Below are 20,912 nucleotides of genomic sequence, written 5' to 3' on the forward strand. Positions count from 1 at the left end.
GTACTTCTATTATTACTTAATTATTTCAAATAATTCAATCTAAATAGCTAAATTGATTAATAAAGCTTAAATGCTTAACTATATTAGGTATTGTATATTTGACCGCCTAACTACTGATTTTTTTATAACTTTATTTAATATATTAGATTGACTAATTATATCTAGCTTGTTTTTGGCTCTGGTTATCGCTGTATATATAAGCTGTTTTGTCAGAACTTCATTATCACTGTCAGGTAATATAATAGCTACCTCATCAAATTCTGATCCTTGAGTTTTATGAATAGTCATAACATATACTGTTTCATAATTAGGAAGCATATTTAAGGAAAATACTCTATCATCTTTACCATCAAAATATACCCGAAGTTTACCTGTAGAGTCTGGCCAAATAATGCCGATATCGCCATTAAACAAATCTAATGAATAGCTATTTTGCGTTATCATAATAGGCCTAGCCTTATAGTTAGAGCTTACTGTTTTACCTAATAATTTCTCAATTTTTTGATTTAGTTTATCTGTACCAATATCCAAATTTTTATTTGCCACTAATATTCTAAACCTACTCAACACTTCTAATGCTTCTTTATAGTTACTACATTTTTCTAAAAATTTATATTTATTAGCATAGTTTTTAAGATGTTTATTCTTATCTTTAAAATCATAAAAACTAATATTTTCATTCTTATGTTGTGATAATATAATCTTGCCCTTTAGTACATCATTAGCAAGATTACTTATATTGTGCTGTGAACGATAGTTTTTAAAAAGCTTAGTTGTATATTTTGGTATACTTCCATTTGAATCTATAGTTAAACTAGCCAAGAGGCTTCCTACTTCAACAGATGGTAATTGATTGATATCACCTAATAGTATTAATTTAGTATTTCCACCAACTGCTCTTATTAATTTGATAAAAATATTTATATCTAGCATCGATGCTTCATCTACAATAATCACATCATAAGGAGCCTTTGATTCTTGATTATATTTAATATATCTTGAATTTGGTCGTAATCCTAAAAAACGATGTATTGTTTGAGCTTCTAAATTTTTTAGATATGTTATAGACTCATCTTTAGTTTGTAAAAAATTACTATTTTGCTGCTCCAAAGATGTTTTTAAAGACTCCGTCATCCTCTGAGCAGCTTTACCTGTCGGTGCTAATAGCGCTATTTTCTGTTGTCTATCATTAAACATTTGGGTAGCTAGTAGCAACCTTGTTACAGTAGTTGTTTTACCTGTACCAGGACCTCCAGAAATTATACTAAAACCATAGTTAAAACTATTTAGAACTGCTTGTTTTTGGTAATCGATATCTTCTTTAGATTCTTCAAATAGCTTAGATACTATCTCATTTAGCCTAACGTTATCGGGACAAGCTATATCATTGTTAATTTTTTGTTTAATAAAATCAGTTATTTCCTTCTCATGGCACCATAATCTTTTAATATATACAGAGTCAAGTTCTTTAGCGAAGTAAATCGGTAATTTTAAATAATTTATGGAATCTAAAATACCTATAAGTTCTACATAACTTGGCAGCTTATAACCTTCTTTAAACTCCTCAACACCCTTCTCAGAAGCAAATAGCACCTTATTAGCTAAATCTTCTATTTTGATACAACTATGCCCAAAACTATATGCTGACATAAGTTCGATAAATAAATAAAATAAGATCTCTTTAGTTTTACCATCTGATGACTTAATCTGTGGATTAATAACATCTAATACTTCTTTAGCAAAGAAAAAATCTACCGCTTGTATATTTGCTAGTTTCTCTTTAGCTTTATGGAAAGTCTTATACATTACTATCTCCATTTAATAGATTAGCTAACTTACTAACAATCTCTAAAGATGGTCTTGTTTGATAAACGCCATAACCATTTTTCATTCCACGTAAATAAAAGTAATAAACCCCACCAAAATGTTTCTCAAAGTTATAATCTGAAATATTTTGCTCAAGGTACTTATTCAAAGCAACACTATATATCAAGTATTGAAGATCATAGAAACTACTTTGATTTTTATCTTGCATAGCTTGTTGATTATAATCTTTTAAATTATCACCAAGATAATTTGATTTATAATCAGCAACATAAAATTTATCATTATACTCAAATATCAAATCTATAAAGCCATGTAACATACCAAAAATTTTATAATTACTAAATTCATCAACTACTATTGATTTATTACGATATTCTTCTAAAACCTTAATGATGCTATTCTTATAAAGTCTCTCATTAGCAATGGGAAAATAAAATTCTGCTTCTTTAAGAGTTTTTGAATTTGAAATATCTTTTAAAGAGAAAATCTTCTCATTTGAGTTATGTTCAATATAAGCTTGTTCCAATATTTCACTATTGTTATCAAACAAACTAAATTGAGCACTTTCATTAAAGTTCAGAAACTTCGGATGACTAATACTTGTGCTCTTTTCTTTTATTTCAATAGAATATATAGGAGCAATTAAACACTCTTCTAACCAAACTTTTAAATTATTAAAGTTTTCTACAGCAACTACTCTGTACCTATCCATGTGTTCCTGCAAAAGAGCATCATCAATAAAACCTGTACTAAAATCTGTATGCTCTAAGACATTGTGTAATAGATTACCTATATCAGCGCCTTTTGGAGCTACAAACCTAAACTCTAATTCATCTTGTAAAGCTTGAATCTCATTATCTTCTGATTCATCACTTTCTTTTTCTAAAGCTGTATTTTGAGCTTTTGACTTAGATATCTTTGAGAAAGATAACATCTCCCAATTATCATCTTTTAATTTACTTATCTCATTAGCTTTAAGCTGCTGATTAATCTTAGTTTTATTAGTATTAATTATCTCTAAATTTCCATAAGCATTTATTTCTATAACCAAACTTTGGTTATCTGAATTATCTACAATTCTTCGTATTTTATCTAACCAATCATCATTTTTTTTATAATCTAAAAATTGTGCTAGTGATGAATTTTCACCATTTGGGTATTTAACAACACCAATATAGCACCTATGTTCAGCGCGAGTAACTGCAACATAGAATAAACGCATTAACTCTTCTATAACCTCATCATCAACCTGCTGTTTTATACTTTCATCTTTTCCAATTTTGTAGACAGTTTGTTTTAAGTTACTATCATAATATTTAGTGAAATTACTAGCCTCAAATTTATTTTTACTTGCGTAGCATGCAAACGGGACAAAAACAACTGAGTATTCAAGGCCTTTTGAGCTATGAATTGTAATTATTTTGATAAGATTATCATCACTCTCTAGTCTAAGCTCACCCTCTGCTGTTGATGAATTTTTGATTTGCTGACGATACCATTTAATAAGTTGGTTGGGATGTTTATATTTATTTTCAGCTACCTTTATAAGCTCTGCTAAATGCAAAACATTTGTAATTGTCCGCTCTTTAGAGCTTCCTCTTTGAATGAAACTATCATGTATTATCTGCATAATAAATGTCATAAAACCATATTTATGCCATTTAACACGCAGACTTTTAGCTTTCTCTATTTCCTCATCCCATGTTGAAATATCATCTTGATATGTATATTTAATAAATTTCTCAACTATACCGCCTAAAAGACTCGTTGATAATGCTTTTTTAAGTAAAGATTTATTTTCAAGCTCATTAATACCTTCCATCACTGCTAATATTTCACTAGCTTCTTGACTATAATAAACATTATCCCTTTGACTTAGATAGACTGAACTTAATTTTTTATTACTCAAAGCCTGTTGAATTGCTTTTGCTTGAGTACCATTTTCAACAAGTATAGCAATATCATTTTCTACTACTTTCTTAGAGTTTAATAATCTAACAATCTCATTTGCTGTCCATACTGATAACCTAGTATCAATATCATTTTTTTTATCATTTTCAGATACTTGATAATAAAAATAATTTATCGGCTTTAAATCATCACCAAACTCTCTAACTTTCCCACTAGCTTTTGGGGATCCTTTAACTATTTGATAATCAATGCCTTTACTAAAGATATTTTTGCCAACAACTCCAACTTCTTGATAATCTTCTTTATAAAAAAGGCGATTATACGCTTTTATCATATCTCCAGTTGAACGCCAATTAGTATCCATGCTCCATTGATTTTCTTTTGGACAACTATCTTTAGCTTTTAGATATGTAAAAACATCACCACCTCTAAAACCATAAATTGCCTGTTTTGGGTCTCCAATCATTAGCAATAATAGATCACTTCTATCTTTAGGATAAACAGTATCCAATATTTCATATTGCTGAACATCTGTATCTTGAAATTCATCTATAAGAGCAACTGGATATTGCGTTTGTAAAGATTTGACTAAATCTGAAGATTTTTTGACACTTTGATAAAGTTTTGTAATCAGATCATCAAAATCTATAACCCCTTTTTGCTCTTTGGCCTTTGCAAAATCTTGGCGTATTTGAAGGCATGCTTGTTTAATAAACTCATTAGATTTGAATTTATTTATAAATAATTCAACCTGCCCATCTTTGTCAATTGAATCTTTATAAAAAGCATCTTTACCACTTGAGAAGTTAGTCTTATTTCTACCTATAAATAAATCATACCATTCTGCTAATATCTCTTTTAAAGTATCATCATTTTTAACCCTAGCTAATTTTGCAAAATCTTTTACTTCTTTGGGCATTATGGTAATTTCTCTTTGTGATAACCAAGATTTTAAGCAATCGAACTCAGCTTTTCTTTTAGTAACCTCAGTATCATGAGCTTTATTTTTTTTATTTGTATTAAATATTATTCCTTGCTCTATTTCTAATGAGTGTTTATCTAGTTTTTGAAGTATTATTTTTTTATGCTGAAAAAAATCATTCTCACTTACACTAAAAATCTCATAATTAAACCTAATAACATTCTTTAGTTCAGTTAAAAACTTCTCTGGAATGTGTAGTTTATATGCTTTTAGATAATCAAAATTAACTTGATTTTTATTGATATATTTTCTAAAAAAATCCTCAACAACTTTTTGCAAAATATCCGAAGTATCAACTTCCATAGAGACATCCATCTCCATGCCACTTGCAAATGCCTGCTCACTTAAAACTTTTTTACAAAAACCATGAATAGTAAAAATAGCTGCTTCATCTATTTCAAGTAAGGCTCTTTTTAGATGTTTATAGTTCTCCCTATCAGATTCCTTTTTCTGATCCGTATAACCAGCTAATATATCTCTAATCTTAGCTTCAACTCTACCAACAATTTCTTGTGTCGCATCTTTGGTAAATGTCATTATAAGTATTTGACTAGGTAATAATTTTTTTTCTAGTAATAGCCTAATATACAGCTCGGTTATATTATAAGTCTTACCAGTACCAGCACTTGCCTCAATAATATGGCGATCTTGTAAGACTATTGTTTTTGCATCTAGGTTTTTCATACTTATTGATTTTAGTCTCAAATCCTATGAGATTATAGAAATTAACTAGGATAATTATAACCTAAGCATCTTTATTTCCATAGTTAGAATCTATTTTTATAAACCTTACGCAAATTAACAATGGTACAATTATCAGAAGAATAAAAATAAATGTCCATTCATAACCAACTATCTCTTGAATATAGCCACTAACCGCACGTATTGGAATCTGTACTAAAGTCACAAATCCCATAAAAAATGCGAAATGAGATGTTTTATAAAGACTATTTCTTATTAGATACATCATAAAAATAACGTATGCACATACAGCAAACGTAAAACAGAACTTTTCAATTATAATAAATATTAATACAGTGCTATAACTTAAGTTTGGATCGTGTGCAAGTATTATAAATAAGCCATGAGGAATATTCATAATCAATACCATCGGCACCAGCCAAAACTTCAATCCCTTTTTATATATAAGATAGCCTCCTAATAAACCTGCAATAATAGTAAATGGCACTACAACAGTACCATATGCAAACCCAACCGAGGCATTACTTAGAGACATACCACCATGAGAATGAGTATCTATAAGAAAAAGTGGAAATATTGCTGAAACTAATAACTCTCCAAGCTTATATAATACAATAAATATTAAACCTATCCATATTCCCTCAATCTGAAAGAACGATCTATAGATTTGATATATCCGTTTAACTACTACTTCTTTTGGATTCAAGGAATCAGCACTTTGCCTTTTATAACTATTAGGTCTCTCAGGTAGGACAAAAAAATGATATATCGCAAAACACAATGCAGCTATAGCCGCGACAACTAATGATATTTGCCATGCTATAAAATAATTATGCGTATAGCTAAAAACTATACCTGACAAAATAACTAAAAATCCTTGTGAAAAAAACTTACCCAATACAACAAAAACAGACTAAAATCCTAAGAAGAAAGATTGCCTCTCTGTAGGAAGATTCGAAACATAATTACCATCAGCTGACATGTCATGAGTATTACTATTAATAGAAAGCAGAAAAAATAATACTATTATTATAGAGAAAAAATATGAGCTGCTAAGTGCTAAGATTATTAGTAAAATCAATAAAGCTAATAATAACTCCGTCATATATATCCACCATCGATTAGATTTATATATATCTAAAAAAACAGCTAAAAAAGGCATAATCAATGATGGTAATAAAAATAAACTTGTATACGATGTTATTTGAGCATTATTTATACCTAGATTCTTAAGCATAATACTTGATACTACGAATATAAGAATGTATGAAAAACCTTCCATAAAATATGTTGTAGGCACCCAAAATACCCCAGATTTTTCATATTTATTTAGATGCATAAATCTCTCAATTATTTATATTAAAATTATTCACGTTCACATAATATTATTATATAAAAATATATATTTATACAAATTATCTCTAGCAATTCTATTGATGCAAATACCTTCCAATGATTAAAACCTTAGCTAACATTGACTTTATAAATTGGTTTTATCAATCTAACAAAAGATATTTATTCTTAACCTCTTAACTTGATCTTATTTTAAATATTATACTAATGAATATAAAAAATAAAGCAATCGTAGTACCACTGAAGGTCTCTATTAGGCGTAAACCAGTATTTAAAAAAGGTGAATAACTAGGCTGATATAAGCCCAAAGCAACAATCACACCAGCATTAGCGCTACTCATTTTAACAGCATTTTCAAGACCAATGCTTGCGGTAATAAAAACACTAATAGCCACAGCCAGAATCATAACATAATAATAATATCCCAACATACATGTAAAAATAAAAGCTGTAACTCCCCCTATCACTGATCCAATCAATATTTGAAAGGCTGCTGAATATGAGTCTTCTACGCTTAATTGTAATATTGTAGAGACAGTAATCAAACACCAAAAACCACCTATAATTGACTGACCACTATGTAACAGACCAGATACATAAAAGCCAAATAAAAAACATATACATGCTGCTATAGCAATTTCAAAACTTATATAAATGTTCTTATATAATGGTGGTGTTTTGCTAAATCTATCTTTAATTTTCATTCATAACCTCAAAAAAATTTCTATAAATACTCTCACCTTCAAAATCACCTATTCTTGGAAGCTCAGTATAGAAAAGTTTAAAATACTTATCATCTTCTAAAGCATCAAAACTATATTTTGAAGACTCCATCACGCTTTGCCAAGCATCTTGTTTCTTTTTATCATTATAGTTCTTAGGATCATAAATTGCTTTAGCTAACATTAAATGAGCTAACTTAGGTTTAGATACTATTTGTTTCGTTTGTTTTATATAGCTCTCGAGTATTTGCTTAGCAAATATATATTCAATATTTTCAAATCTAAACTCTTCTACATCACTTTTTTTTAATCCATAATAAATAGCAGATATATCTTTTTGTTCATAGTATGCAACCAACAAAGCCGTCAAATATAGCTCAAGTTTTTTTGTTATATTTAAACTTGATGTTGTTGTTAATAAAATTTGATTATTATTAATATAACAACTTGTTTCTAACTCATACCCAGCAATATTTTGATAAAAATTTTGTTGTTGGTAATCTTCTAGACTTATTTCACCTAGTAAACTCTTAATATTATCAACTTCTGAGTCAATCTCACCATCAGTAAGCACAGACTCTGGAAATTTACCGCTTAATTTTACCATTTTGACTATTAAATTTTTATCTTTATTATCTTTCAAAACATTAAATAATTTTTGTTTTAAGCTATGCTTCTCAAGACCATTCATACCAAAAGGTTCGCTATCTTCTAATTCTTCAAAGCTATCTTCTAAATACAGTTCTAACCCATAGTTTGCATAAGCTTTTAAGGGGTTCTCAAAAATCTTAGTCAATTTAGATATAGTTAAATTTTGTGGTAGCTGACTACAACTGTCATCCTGAACTAGGTCACTGAGCGGAGTCGAAGTGTAGTTCAGGATCTCACTACTATATTCATTATCTATTCCCCTTTGGTACGAAGGGGTGGCAGTAGCAGACTGACGGGGTAGTTTATCATCAATACAATAAAAAGATTTAGGCTCTGCTTGTAATAAGCTTAGCCAAGCACCATCGTAACTTCTATACTTATCTGAATAGCATTTAGGACTAAAAGCATGTAATGGATATTCTTTTATATCATCATCTTGCCAAGCATAATTTTTTTGTAAATAACTAATAAGCTCTTTAAGAACTAAGCTAGGCTGTTGCTCAACATTAGTTTTAACACTTCTACCAACATAACTAAAATATAAATAATCTCGTGCCGATAAGATTGCTTCTAAAAATAAGTATCTATCATCATCTCGTTTAATCCTATCATATGCTCTTCTACCTAGTCTTGCCATTAAATCAAAGCTAACTGCTAACTCTTGACGTGGAAATTTACCATTATTTAATCCAAGCATAGCTACAACCTTAAAAGGTATACTTCGCATTGGCGTCATGGAGCAAAAAGTAACTTTACCATTTAAGAAATGGTTATTAATAATAGGTTCAGATAGCTGTGAAATTAAACAATACCTTATCGTATATAAATCAATGAATATGTCATCTGATATTTCTTTAGCAATCTCGATAGTTCCTGCTATGATATCTTTTATTTTCTTAGCGATATATTGCTCTTGCTGTGTAATATCAAAAATATTATCAAACATATCTAAAAGATAGTTATGCCAATCGCTCAAACTTCTCGATTCAAGAAGCTCTTGGGAATACTCTGCTAAAAGCTCTAGTAGCTCATATAAGCCTCCTAAATCAGCTATTTTACTACCTTCAATAATAGGCACTGTCATTAAGCTATCATTAACAATATATATATCATCACTATAACTAAATCCAAGCATTAACCTTTTTAATCCCCAACCCCATGAAAATGTCTCATTATTATTATTACTATGATGAATACATGCCTCTTTTAACCAATAGCGAATAGTCTCTAACTGCTCATTTGAGATTTTAAATTTATGTTGGATCGCTGGTACAGACAGATAATCTAATATTTTATTAACTTCAAAATCACTTTCTGGCAACTGTAAAAGCTCTATAAAACTGGCAGCTAAAGCTTCTGAATCAAGTAGTGTTCTATCTGCTATTGAGCAAGGTAGTTTTTTATCCTCAGCATACCTAGAAAATACACTATCAATATATGGTGAATAATCTTCAATATTTGGACACATCACCAAGATATCACGAGACTTAATATCTGGATTATCCTTTATCATATCCAAAAGCTTATCATGTAAAACTTGTACTTCTCTAAGCGGACTATGACAAGAATTAATACTTATTGATGTATCTTTTTGTTGCGCATAATTTTGACAATTAAGTTCAAGTAAATTTCGTTGCAAACTTACCAATTGGCTTTGATTATTAGCTTCAAGTTTTGCAAAATTTAAATGATTATTATCGAACTTTTCAAATACTTCTAGTTCATTCTTTTCTTCATTATCTAATAACTTATTAAAAAACTCTTTTCCTTGCTGTCCTAAGTTTGCCAAAAGTGGCTGTATCTCATAATCATCATTATCTAACCAAGCAGAAACTTTATCTTTCTTTAAATCATACCAATATTCACTACATGGATTAATATATAAAATATTCACATCCACATGCTTAGCTAATGCAAATATGAAATTAAGATTTTTCTTTGAAATACTATTTATCCCAAAAATATAGATGCTATTAGGAACATTTATATTTTTTAAACTTTCTTTACTTAATAAAGCTAATGCTTGTGCTTGTGCTTGTATTTTATATGGGGTTTCAGGAACTTCAGCAACTAACTGTTGCCATAATTGCATTTGCCAGAGCTCATCAGTTTCTGCTTTAGTAGAGTTTATAAATTCATTCTGTTCCCAAGCCTCTAGCCAATCAGTACGATAAGTTAAATATTTCGAAAAAATTTCTGCTATTTTGACTGATAATTGATATTTTTTTAGATTACTATCCTTATAGTACTCTTTAAGCTTGTCATTCTTTATACTATCTAAACATTTAAAAACTCTCCAAGAAAGGATATCTTTTGTATAAGCTTTTTTATATTGATGTTTATTAGTTAGTTCATAGCAAATATCTAAAATATAACCATTTATCATGTCATATTTCAGGTTCATCGCAATATTTCGTGTTTCAGCTAATTGCATGCTTAGCCAATGTTGCATACCTCGGCTACCAACTATAAATTGTGTTGGGATAAATAAATCTTTTTCTTCAAGGTATAAAAGCTTAGATAAAACTCTAACCAAATACTCTAACTTATTTGATGGATAGGTATAAAGAGCCATATGCAGAACTACTTGAATTTTACTAGTTACGATTTTAGCAAATAAATCTCGCTTGTATAACTCTAGTTACTAAAAACTTTTCACAGGATATTCTCTATTGCTTATAAAACTTAACACCTTTATTCAACTGACAATTAATATTAAAACTTTTACCAATTGTAGCAAAACTATTAGCATCAAGAGTTTTTGTATTAATCATTAGATTTCCTTTAGCATCAAGTTTATATGAGACACTTTCATAAATAGGTTTACCTGCGTGACCCGGATTATTTACTGTAAGGTGTAAATCTGAGAAACTAATATTTTTAGCTGGCTTATATATTATTGTATTAGGAAAAAAAGAAGCCTTCATATTTATCTTTGGAGAACACTTCCCAAAATTAATTGCAACAGTAATTTTTTTTCCTTGATCTAATGATTCTTCAATATTTTTAAAACTATTAAGTTTAGTAGTAGCAAATATAAAACTTGGAAATAATACAAGAATAGTTAATAAAAATTTTTTCATAATATAGAAACTCGAAATTAGTTAACAAAGTTAGAACGAAGTATATAACGATCAAGAATTAACAAACAGTATATTATGCAGCAAAATAATTAATATAGAATATAAATCAAAAGCTATCAGCTGAAGACTTCTCCCAAGACCTTTTAAAACTTTTTGGAATATCTCCTTCAACTAAACAATTCTCTGGAATAAAGTCATATAAATCAATATATGATTTAACTTCATTTACAGATATGCGTTTTTTCAAATTTTCAGGTCCAACATCCCTAGCCGAAGTTAAGCCCATAGCGCCAATAATTTCTATACATGATTTAATTGTTGCTTTATGGAAACTATAAACACGATGTTTTTTCTCATCTACAACCAAAGCTTTTGCCAAACGAGGATTTTGAGTAGCTACACCAACAGGACAAGTATTATTGTTACATTGGCGAGATTGAATACAGCCTATAGTCAGCATCATAGCCCGAGCAGAATTACAAGTATCTGCACCCATCGCAAATAGCCTTACCATATCAAAACCAGAAGCAACCTTACTACTAGCAACTATACGAATATCATTACGTATTCCACAACCAACTAATGTATTATGGACAAAAACCACACTATCTTCCAAAGGCATGCCAATATGATTAGCAAACTCTACTGGTGCAGCCCCGGTTCCACCATCAGCACCATCAACTGTTATAAAATCTGCTTTTATACCAGTCTCCAGCATAGCTTTACATATAGCAATAAACTCAATATGACTACCAATACATAGTTTAAATCCAACAGGCTTACCTCCTGATAAATCTCTAAGTTCTTTAATAAAATAACAGAACTCTTTTGGTGTTGAAAAAGCACTATGAGCAGGAGGAGATAACACGTCTTCACCCATAGGAACACCCCTAATTTCAGCAATCTCCGGAGTAAGCTTAGCTGCCGGCAATACACCTCCATGCGAAGGTTTTGCTCCTTGAGATAACTTAATCTCTATCATTTTTACACTTTCTAAACCAGCTCTCTCAGCAAATTTTTCTGGTGAAAATTTACCATCTTCAGTACGGCAACTAAAATATCCAGTACCAACTTGATAAACAAGATCTCCACCTTGTTGATGATAATCTGTCAAGCCGCCTTCACCAGTACTATGACAAAAACCACCTAATTTTGCCCCTTTGTTTAAAGCTATAATAGCATTACCTGATAATGCTCCAAAACTCATCGAAGAAATATTTAAATGTGATGCCATATACGGCTGCTTGCAATCAGAACCACCAAATTTAACTCGAGCTTCAACTTCACCTATATGTTTTGGTACTAATGAATGTGTAACCCACTCATATCCTATTTTATAAATATCTTTTTCTGTACCAAAAGCTCCAGTATCATTAACTCCTTTCGCACGACGATAAATAGTAGATCGTTGTTCTCTATTAAAAGGTTTCTCACTTTCATTGTCAGCAATAAAATATTGCTGAATTTCAGGACGTAAAAACTCTAGAACATAACGAATGTGGCCAAGTATTGGAAAATTTCTTAAAATCGAATGACTTTTTTGAGAAATATCATATATAGCTATTACTACTAAAATTACAACAAAGCCAATACTAAACCATATCGAAGCATGGAATAAAGAAAGTGATAATAAAACTATTATTACGAAAATACCTAAACCAATATACCATTTTCTACGTTCACTTATCTGCATAAAAATCCTTTTAGTTTATTTAAATAAATATATACCTATGTATATAATGCTTTTCTGCAATATATTTTGCAAATATTAATTATCTTTTAAATATCAGACAAGTATACCGAGTGATCAAGATCATAAAAACTAAGTAACAATTATTTTATCTTTTAGAAATTTATTTTAAAGAAGTAAAGCTAGATGGATATGAAATATCCACATCATGATTTAAGTTTATTGGATTACCTACATATTCTAGTTTTTGATATTTTTTTGATACTTCATGCCTAGGGCTAGGTAAAGCAGTCGCATTAATATTGTAATGATCATTACATGCAACTTCACCTACGCTAACTCTAGATTGCCCTGCAAAAGCAATATTTTTGTACTCTTGATCTTTTTTAATATTAACCATGTCAAATACTACTCTATCAACATCATTATAAACACTAGGTTTAATCCTTATATAAACATTACAAAGGCTGCTATTTGCAAAACTAAATAAAGGTAACATTACCATAATTGATAACAAAAAAATATATTTAAACAACTTCATTTATTTATGATTTTTTATAGTCATAACAATTAAAATACTATCATTGATAGCCTAAAACAAGTAATAAGTTGGAAAGCTATAATAAATTGAAAATATTAGCTACTGATCTTCTTTATTACTCAATGACTTTGCCGTTTCTTGAGGAAGCTTAAATACCATATAAATTGCTCCACCTAGAGCAAAACCAGCTGCTGCAATAGGGGCTACAACAATATTAACTATCTCACTATCTCCGGAATGATGTTCACCATTATAAAGAATCTGCTGAGACATTATAGCCCCCTTAAATAAACCAACAAATAGACCTATCGGAGCCATAACTAAAGACGCTGCTCCAATACCAATATCTTTAACTGGTGTAACAATAATGTTGCTTAGGATATTACTATCGTTAAGTTTTGAATTTTTAGAAGAATTTATATTATTTACGGACGTTTTAATCGTATCTTGGCTAGATATACCATAGCTAACTAGTATAAGAAAAACAAATATACAACACATCAATTCTTTAATCATAGTTCCCTACCTTATATTAGATAAAAAATTATATTATATATATTTTAATATCATCAGATTAGCATCTATAGCTTAACAACTTTATTCTGCATCAAAATTTTTATATTTTCAAAGAGTTTATTATTTATTCAAAACAACGATTTAAAATATTAATTTAAGAAAGACTATTATCTTAACATTTTTAATAACTATGCTAATTCCATTACCGGAAAAGAAAAAAAATCGCTAGACACTTCATTAGCAAACCCATAACCATAACTAGCTGTAAGCTTATTGGCACTATTTTTTCATTTTAATCAACTTTTTATTTAATCCTAGGTTTTATACTCCTATTATGATTTAAAACTCCTTTAGAAGAAAATATATAGCTTTTAAAATATTCATAATATTATCTTATATGCAAGTTTTAATATATTTTAATCTAATACTTTTTACATAAAATTCATATAACTGTAATTTATCATTAAAATAAGCTATGATATTTTAAATTCAAGTTTAATTTTCACAATGATCTTTAATATGAACACTAGGTCATTGGTTCAATTTTTCTTATAATTGGTACAACTACTGGTACAGGAATGTTGTCATTGCCATTAATTGTAGCTGCATGTGGCTTTTCTACTGCAATCATACTTTTAATTATATCATGGAGTATAATGTATATTGCGGCAATAAAACTTTTAAATACTTGTGCAGAATATCCATTAGGTGCTAATTTCACGTCAATAATGTATTCAAAAACACCAAAGATATGTTTGATATTTTTTACTATTATTTACTTACTTTTCACATATTCTATGTTATCAAGCTATATTTCTCAGGGTTCTTCGATTTTGTGTAATATAGATGGTATAAATCATTTAAATAAATCTCAAATAGGAATGTTTTCAATTGTTTTTGTACTGATATTTGGAGCATTAATATTTAGTTATAAAATTAGTGATTATACAAACAGAATTTTTGTTATTTTTAAATTTATATTTTTTATAATAGCAATAATAACTATGTTATTTTACATAAATATTAATTATTTAAGTGATGTGCCCTCTGGGGCATCTGCAATTATATATGCTTTCCCAACTATTTTGCCTGCATTCGTCTTTCATAGCATAATTCCTTTTATTTATGAATATCAAAAAGGAGACGTTAAACGTATAAAAAAAGATATATTAATTAGCAGCATAACTATTTTAGTTATTTATATAATATTTATTTTTGCATCTTTAGGGTTAGTTCCTCAATATAATATATATAGCTTTCATAGTCTCTTTTTATCAAATAACTATACACCAAATGGTTTAATAGGAGAAATTAAAGCAATATCAGGGTCAAATATACTAGAAGTAGTATTAAAATTATTCATTCATACTGCAATAATAACATCCTTTATAGGTGTTAGCATATCTATAGCACATTACATTCGTGATCTATTTAATAAATATGGTAAGCACCTAAGCAATTTAACTTTAGCGCTAATATGCTTTATCCCACCACTAATATTTACTATATTATATCCCTTGGAGTTTATTGTTGTACTACAATATGCATCAATATTTACTGTCATAATATTTATTTATACCCCGATACTACTTAGTACAAAAACAAATCTTAAAGTATATTTATCTCACACATATATGGTATCTGTTGGAAGTGTCATTATCCTATTCGAAATCTTCAATTTATTCTATGAAACTAACCCTTTTATGTGGATATAATAAGAGTTTGGTAATGGCTATTAATAACAGCATATGAAAATATATAGATTATCACCTTCCAAAAGTCAGGTCCAATCTCGAACAATATACCCCAAAATATTGATATATAAAGGTTTCATTTTTTACAATACTGAAAAGGTACTATTCAAGTTACCAATGTAACAAAAAGTCCCTCTATTTTGATGTTTTATAATTAAGCTGCTAACTCCAAAACTGGAGATGGAAAAGAATTACTAGAAGCTTGACCAAAAGCACCATAGCTAAAACCTGTTGAAACAAAGCTTAAAGCTACTACTGTTGTTAATATTACTTTTTTCATTTTGATAATCTTTTATATAATTTAAATTTTATATTCCTATTATGATATTTGACTTAACTAAAGTCAAATATATGGTTTTTATAAATACTATAAGATTAAGTTATGGTTACCAAGGCCTTTAAAAATTATCTCTCGCATTATAGAGATCTTATAAAGAGTATTTCCTAAAATTTTTAGATCACTAGCACTTAACTTCTATCTATAAAATGATAATTTTTATTTACTCATAACCATCTAAGCCACTTATATTGCTAGGTCTAAAACCAACTAATACTATTAGTTGTAAAGCTATTCTAGTTAATATTCGACCTTGATAGTTAATCTATATCATTTAAATTAGATTGATCACCTATTCTATAAATTAAAACCCTTAAGTATTAACCTTGTTTGTAGCTATATCTCTAACAATATTATATTTCGTATAACTTCTTACCCACAGCTAAAGAAAAGATACCTGATAATAGTGTTTTGATTTTCTTTTGAATATTTTTACGGTCTCTTTATCAAAGATACTAACTATTTTCCATGTCTCTATTTCATCTATTTTATGATATTTAAGCTTTAGTAGATATTTATCAAATAGTCTTTGCTTATAAGTATCCTCTGATTTCAAGGGTCTGCACCTCATGGCCTTTTAACATCTAAATACCTTTCTGTAACATTACTGAATAAGTTACCATCTTGTAGCTTCTATTTTTTTTTCTCTATTTTTGAATTCTTACAATTTGCTAGAAGTTTATTGTATTCAGATACTTTATCTCTACCTCTGCTATTGATGTCTTTGTATTGACCAAGGGTAATCTTATCTTTAGATCCATTAAATGAGAATCTATAAGTACCAGCTATAATTACCCTTAGGCCTAGATAATAGATATAATCTTTCACCATCTTCTCTATAGACTTTGGCTTTTTTTAATTCTTTTATATCTTTTGATCTTTCTATGAATTGTTTAGTTAGAATACCCATAATGATAAACAAAAAATCTCAAGGTACCACAAAGCTAGAGATTGGACAATACAATTAGATACACGATGAGACAGTAAATATATCTCAAAGCATTTATATTATTATGATACTTGATGATATTAGTTGAAACAACAATATGGTGCCCGGGGCCGGACTCGAACCGGCACGGAGGTTAAGCTCCGAGGGATTTTAAGTCCCTTGTGTCTACCAATTTCACCACCCGGGCAGTATGGAGGCTGAGGCCGGAATCGAACCGGCGTCCAAGGCTTTGCAGGCCTCTGCATAACCATTTTGCTACTCAGCCATACATGCACAAATTTATGGAGCGGGAAACGAGGTTCGAACTCGCGACCCCAACCTTGGCAAGGTTGTGCTCTACCACTGAGCTATTCCCGCTTTATAGAAACATATGTTACCTTATTTTAAAGTTTTGTCAACACTGATATATACTAAATCACTATAATATTTTCTTTATTTTTTTATCACTTTAACTATTAACATCAAAAGTTATTTTAAATATTTTTTGAATATCATTTATTAGCTTAATATTAGGTGATTTACTTAAATCAACTCTACCATTATTTTCCATAGGATTATGCTTTTTCAGAGATTTTGTATCATCAATCAACATATTTAATAACGCGGTCTGATTAACTGGTTTATTTGCTTTTGCATGAATGCTTATATTCTTAGTATTTTGTAAAAACATTGCAAAAGATGATAAGGCCTTTCTCAAGAACTGATTTTGCTGTTGTACTGCAAATAGCTGTAATAAAGCCCCATATGATCCAAGTATTTGCTGAGGAGTTGTATTTGGATCCTTATTTGTATATCTTGCAACCTTTTCCAACAAACCATTATTTACAAAACTAAAATCAATATTTGTCAAACATAGCTGATTATTACAGTTATATAGATTTTTATGCTTCTTATCCGTTACCCCAAGATATGGTAATAAGTCTAATTTACCATTAACTACTGCTTTTGTACTAGCACTTAGATTAGATAAGCCTTCAGCTGTTATATTAAAATTATTATTATATTTGGAATCTTTATAACTACTATCTGAGGTTATTTTTATGTTTAATTGTTTTTTATCTAAAAGATTAAGAATCTTCTGAACTGGAGATTTTTTAGAAAAAGAATCTTTATCAAAACTTAATTCAATTGCAATATCTGCTGTATTTGTTTGAATATATGCATTTTTCCAAAATACGTTAGAGCCATTTATTATATCCTTCATTTGAGTATTCTCTAAATCAATACCATCAGCTACAAGATTATACTTAACATGACTTTGTGAACCTAAGCTACCATCAACATTAAGTTCAAACTCTCCCGAACTTTTACCTAGTGATCCATTGATATCTAAATTAGGAGTTTGCTTATAATCTTTACCTAGATATTGCAATGTTGTTTCTTTCAAAACCTCTGAAAAATTAGCATCAAAATTAAGATTTTTTATTTTTGAGCTCATTACTTTATTTTTTAAACTTGCTAAAAAATCATTATCAAAAGTAGTATCTGATAAATCAAAATTTGTTAATTCAAAATCTTCCTTAAAAAAAGTTTTTTTATTTATTGTAGAATCAAGCTCAAATTTTAATATACTATCACTATGATCGTATTCAATCTCAAAGTTATATACACTTTTTCCTATCGCATTCATAGCTATTTTGTACAGATTATTATCTCCTGATAATTTCTTAGAATCTACTTTTGCACTGACTGCATTGCTGTTTGCTACAGCAGATGCTAAATTTGTAACTTTTAAACCTTCTACTTTTATAGACACATCATTATTAATTTTTTGATTAACTTTTAGGCCCTTAACTACAAGCTTATCTATAGATACGTTAGGGTTTTTATTACCATTACTTACAATCAAAATATCTGAAGCAGTAATATCACCATTGCTATTCTTATCGACTTTACCTACTGTAACATGAGTTTGAAAAGGAAATAAAGAATCTAAATTACTAATAATAGTGTTTTTTATAAAACTACTATCCTGTGTAGTTGTCTTGTGTGAAGGTACAATTGCAGTTGCATATAGATTAGTAGTAGCTAAAGTAGCTGCACAAACTGATGTTATCAAAAATATTTTTTTTAAACTCATGTTACCCTCTTTCTAGTTTATTTTTTCTAATTTTAAAAAATCTAAATCTTTTTTACGTAATGAAAAGATTCCACAATTTGTTTCAAAGGCTATAGGTCCGCCAAAGATTGATCTGTTTATAACTTTCATTTCCTGACCCTCTAAGACTCCCATTGCTATTATTTTATCTTTAAAAGCATTTGGACAGCTATTATGGAAACCTTTAATAATAAATTTATCATTTTTATGATAGCTCATAACAAAACCCTATATATTTTTATATCACTATTAATTATAATCTTTCTTTAGTATAACATTAATAGATTAAACCTAAGTTTAGTTTATAAAAAATTTATCACCAAAATAAAGCTTATGAAAGATCTATCAAAATTGGATATACCTAAAAAACAAAAAAAAGATATTCAGCCAAAACCTGAAAAACCTAAGTTAAACAAAAAAAAGAAACTACTTATAATTGCCATCATATGTCTTTTAAGTGTTGCAATTGTATCAAAACTTATCAATAAGATTAAGGCTGAAGAAAAAGCAAAGATAGAACAGCAAATCGATAAAAAAGAAACCACAAAAAATACTAAACAAGATCAAAAAGCTAATAATAATCAAAAACCAAATTTTTCTGAGAATACTCCAAGTGGTAAAATGATATTTACATTTTATAACAATCTTAAACATGATAGTGTTAGCGTAAATGTGAATCCTGAAGCTAAGAGAGCTCAATACAAATATACATATATATATCAAATAGCATCTTTTAGAAACATGAATGAAACCTCATGGTATGTCAAAAAGATGAAAAAAGATGGTTTAAATCCTCAGTTCAAACGTGTTGGCAACTGGATCAGAATGTACATAGGTCCATATGATAGTAAGCGTGCTATGGCACCAGATGTTATCAAACTACAAAGAATAGGACTAAATGGAGGATTTCCTAGAGAAGTTAGCCGCACCAAAATAAAACCTAAGAGTGATAAAAAGAATTCTAAAACATCTACTGATGAAAAAGATAACTCTAATAAAAAAACTCAGAAAAACTAAAAGGGATCAAAAATTATTCTTTAACTCTCTTAACTTTACAAACATATCTCTACCTAATGAATAGCTTGGTAAAACCTTAGTGAGATTATCATCATTTATAGCTCTAATAAAAATATTAAACTTACTTTCTTCTGCTAAATTAACTATTGGTTTCTTAGATGCTTCTAAATCACAGACTTGCTCTATATAATACTTAAAATTTTCATCTTCAGGTAATATGCTTAATGCAAAATCCAAATTATTTTGCCAATAATCATGTGCTGGATACGGTTTAATATTTGCATCCAGGTTTGCAATTTTAACTAAAGATTCATATAATTTATTTACATCTGCTGTTTGAGCATGCACACCACCTACACCAGCATTAAATAAAGTATCACCACAAAATAGAGCCTTTTCTCGCTCAAATAAAAAGCTAACATGATCTGATATATGACCAGGAGTATATAAGACTTTAAAAGTAGCAAACCCTAAATTAATTAAATCACCATCTTTAACATATGTATCAGGTTTAAACAAATCATTATCAGTATATGCATAAATTTTAGTGTTAGGGTAAAGCTCAACTAGTTTTTTAACCCCAGCAATATGATCACCATGTTTATGTGTTATAAGTATTGCTTTAAGTTGTAAATTATTTTTCTTAATAAACTCATCAAAAATTTCAACCTTTAAAGGATCAATAATTATCGCATTATTATTATCATATAAAAGATATTGATAATTTCTCAAACTATTGTCTAAAAACCATCTTTTAACTTGCATATACTAACCTCTTA

Annotated in this window: 18 protein-coding genes and 3 tRNA genes; 2 read left to right on the forward strand and 19 right to left on the reverse strand. The window is 28.9% G+C overall.

The features are described 5' to 3' along the window. Window positions 1–78: 78 nt before the first annotated feature. The 10 genes from recD to CDV26_RS06440 all read right to left on the reverse strand — a co-directional run bounded on the left by recD (window position 79) and on the right by CDV26_RS06440 (window position 13,978). Window positions 79–1,806 (reverse strand): exodeoxyribonuclease V subunit alpha, encoded by a 1,728-nt coding sequence (recD, locus tag CDV26_RS06395; protein WP_088772571.1) that lies wholly within the window; start codon window positions 1,804–1,806, stop codon window positions 79–81. Continuing rightward, window positions 1,799–5,404 (reverse strand): UvrD-helicase domain-containing protein, encoded by a 3,606-nt coding sequence (locus tag CDV26_RS06400; protein WP_088772572.1) that lies wholly within the window; start codon window positions 5,402–5,404, stop codon window positions 1,799–1,801. Before CDV26_RS06400 ends, recD begins: the two co-directional genes overlap by 8 nt. A gap of 61 nt (window positions 5,405–5,465) precedes the next feature. Continuing rightward, a complete protein-coding gene (locus CDV26_RS06405) occupies window positions 5,466–6,320 on the reverse strand; it encodes an MFS transporter (protein WP_088772573.1) in 855 nt (284 codons plus the stop codon). Between the two features lie 15 nt (window positions 6,321–6,335). Then, window positions 6,336–6,761: an MFS transporter gene (locus CDV26_RS06410; RefSeq protein WP_088772574.1), complete on the reverse strand. Its 426-nt coding sequence runs from the start codon at window positions 6,759–6,761 to the stop codon at window positions 6,336–6,338. A 190-nt stretch (window positions 6,762–6,951) separates the two neighbouring features. After that, on the reverse strand, window positions 6,952–7,479 hold the full coding sequence (locus CDV26_RS06415) for an FUSC family protein (protein ID WP_088772575.1): 528 nt from the start codon (window positions 7,477–7,479) through the stop codon (window positions 6,952–6,954). Then, window positions 7,469–10,723, reverse strand: a complete 3,255-nt coding sequence (gene recC, locus CDV26_RS06420; RefSeq protein WP_088772576.1) for an exodeoxyribonuclease V subunit gamma — start codon at window positions 10,721–10,723, stop codon at window positions 7,469–7,471. Before recC ends, CDV26_RS06415 begins: the two co-directional genes overlap by 11 nt. A 94-nt stretch (window positions 10,724–10,817) precedes the next feature. Beyond that, entirely contained in the window at window positions 10,818–11,231 is a 414-nt protein-coding gene (locus CDV26_RS06425) for a VirK family protein (RefSeq protein ID WP_088772577.1), read from the reverse strand. Between the two features lie 106 nt (window positions 11,232–11,337). Beyond that, window positions 11,338–12,924, reverse strand: a complete 1,587-nt coding sequence (locus CDV26_RS06430; RefSeq protein WP_088772578.1) for an FMN-binding glutamate synthase family protein — start codon at window positions 12,922–12,924, stop codon at window positions 11,338–11,340. 160 nt (window positions 12,925–13,084) lie between these two features. Beyond that, window positions 13,085–13,426, reverse strand: a complete 342-nt coding sequence (locus CDV26_RS06435) for a hypothetical protein (RefSeq protein WP_169709724.1) — start codon at window positions 13,424–13,426, stop codon at window positions 13,085–13,087. 135 nt (window positions 13,427–13,561) lie between these two features. Next, window positions 13,562–13,978 (reverse strand): hypothetical protein, encoded by a 417-nt coding sequence (locus tag CDV26_RS06440; RefSeq protein ID WP_088772580.1) that lies wholly within the window; start codon window positions 13,976–13,978, stop codon window positions 13,562–13,564. Window positions 13,979–14,556: 578 nt separating this feature from the next. Between CDV26_RS06440 and CDV26_RS06445 the strand changes: the two genes are divergently transcribed. After that, entirely contained in the window at window positions 14,557–15,693 is a 1,137-nt protein-coding gene (locus tag CDV26_RS06445) for an aromatic amino acid transport family protein (protein ID WP_088772581.1), read from the forward strand. Window positions 15,694–15,886: 193 nt separating this feature from the next. On the opposite strand, the gene CDV26_RS13580 is transcribed toward CDV26_RS06445, so the two are convergent. The 8 genes from CDV26_RS13580 to CDV26_RS06470 form a co-directional block, all read right to left on the reverse strand. Then, window positions 15,887–16,012, reverse strand: coding sequence for a hypothetical protein (locus CDV26_RS13580; RefSeq protein ID WP_255321750.1), 126 nt, complete (start codon window positions 16,010–16,012; stop codon window positions 15,887–15,889). 439 nt (window positions 16,013–16,451) lie between these two features. Further along, the gene (locus CDV26_RS12120) at window positions 16,452–16,625 is read right to left on the reverse strand and encodes a hypothetical protein (RefSeq protein WP_157671512.1); all 174 of its coding nucleotides are present in this window, start codon (window positions 16,623–16,625) and stop codon (window positions 16,452–16,454) included. A 216-nt stretch (window positions 16,626–16,841) separates the two neighbouring features. Further along, on the reverse strand, window positions 16,842–16,979 hold the full coding sequence (locus CDV26_RS12125; protein ID WP_157671513.1) for a hypothetical protein: 138 nt from the start codon (window positions 16,977–16,979) through the stop codon (window positions 16,842–16,844). A gap of 137 nt (window positions 16,980–17,116) precedes the next feature. Next, window positions 17,117–17,205: transfer RNA gene (locus tag CDV26_RS06450), tRNA-Leu, on the reverse strand. A gap of 4 nt (window positions 17,206–17,209) precedes the next feature. After that, window positions 17,210–17,283: transfer RNA gene (locus tag CDV26_RS06455), tRNA-Cys, on the reverse strand. A gap of 17 nt (window positions 17,284–17,300) precedes the next feature. Next, window positions 17,301–17,375, reverse strand: a tRNA-Gly gene (locus tag CDV26_RS06460). Window positions 17,376–17,466: 91 nt separating this feature from the next. Continuing rightward, window positions 17,467–19,098 carry a hypothetical protein gene (locus CDV26_RS06465; protein ID WP_088772582.1) on the reverse strand — a complete coding sequence of 544 codons (1,632 nt, stop codon included), beginning with the start codon at window positions 19,096–19,098 and terminating at the stop codon, window positions 17,467–17,469. Between the two features lie 12 nt (window positions 19,099–19,110). Then, window positions 19,111–19,335 (reverse strand): FeoA domain-containing protein, encoded by a 225-nt coding sequence (locus CDV26_RS06470; protein WP_088772583.1) that lies wholly within the window; start codon window positions 19,333–19,335, stop codon window positions 19,111–19,113. Between the two features lie 114 nt (window positions 19,336–19,449). On the opposite strand from CDV26_RS06470, the gene CDV26_RS06475 reads away from it, so the two are divergent. Continuing rightward, entirely contained in the window at window positions 19,450–20,133 is a 684-nt protein-coding gene (locus CDV26_RS06475; protein ID WP_088772584.1) for an SPOR domain-containing protein, read from the forward strand. Between the two features lie 6 nt (window positions 20,134–20,139). Here CDV26_RS06475 and CDV26_RS06480 read toward each other — a convergent pair whose 3' ends face one another. Next, on the reverse strand, window positions 20,140–20,898 hold the full coding sequence (locus CDV26_RS06480) for a hydroxyacylglutathione hydrolase (protein WP_088772585.1): 759 nt from the start codon (window positions 20,896–20,898) through the stop codon (window positions 20,140–20,142). Window positions 20,899–20,912: the final 14 nt, after the last annotated feature.

It is taken from the genome of Francisella halioticida, assembly GCF_002211785.1.
Taxonomy (GTDB): Bacteria; Pseudomonadota; Gammaproteobacteria; order Francisellales; family Francisellaceae; genus Francisella; species Francisella halioticida.